The sequence below is a fragment of the Acinetobacter sp. NIOH-H-8 genome (assembly GCF_046635365.1).
Taxonomy (GTDB): domain Bacteria; phylum Pseudomonadota; class Gammaproteobacteria; order Pseudomonadales; family Moraxellaceae; genus Acinetobacter.
Genome location: NZ_JBHDVN010000212.1, coordinates 1 through 441, shown reverse-complemented (window position 1 = coordinate 441; position 441 = coordinate 1). Strand labels below are relative to the sequence as shown.

At 56.0% G+C, this 441-nt stretch carries 2 protein-coding genes; one reads left to right on the top strand and one right to left on the bottom strand.

Annotated features, from left to right (window positions below; translation table 11 throughout):
• A partial coding sequence (gene trpR / locus ACEWB7_RS17865; protein ID WP_411581070.1) for a trp operon repressor occupies positions 1-213 on the top strand: 213 nt, incomplete at its 5' end.
• A gap of 101 nt (positions 214-314) precedes the next feature.
• On the opposite strand, the gene ACEWB7_RS17860 is transcribed toward trpR, so the two are convergent.
• On the bottom strand, positions 315-434 hold the full coding sequence (locus ACEWB7_RS17860) for a DUF84 family protein (protein ID WP_411581071.1): 120 nt from the start codon (positions 432-434) through the stop codon (positions 315-317).
• Positions 435-441: the final 7 nt, after the last annotated feature.

Genomic DNA, 441 nt, shown 5'->3' with positions numbered 1-441 from the left:
TTACAACTGATGCTTACGCCGGACGAGCGTGAAGCGCTGGGAACGCGCGTGCGCATTATTGAGGAGTTGCTGCGTGGCGAAATGAGCCAGCGCGAGTTGAAAACCGAGCTGGGGGCGGGCATCGCTACCATCACACGCGGGTCAAACAGCCTGAAATCCGCGCCGGTTGAACTGCGTCATTGGCTTGAGCAGATACTGCTGAAAAGCGCCTGATTTGCTCGTAGGCCGGATAAGACGAAGCGGCCATCCGGCAACATCGCCGCGAAATGCCTGATGGCGCTGTGCTTATCAGGCCTACAACATAGCGCAAATAATTATCGATACACCGCGTTATGAAACGGGCTGAGCGCCAGGATCACCGCCTGGTAGTAAACGCTGGAGCGCGTTAATTTTCCGGCGGTAAATACGCCAATGGCGCCCTCTTTGCGACCAATCCAGAAA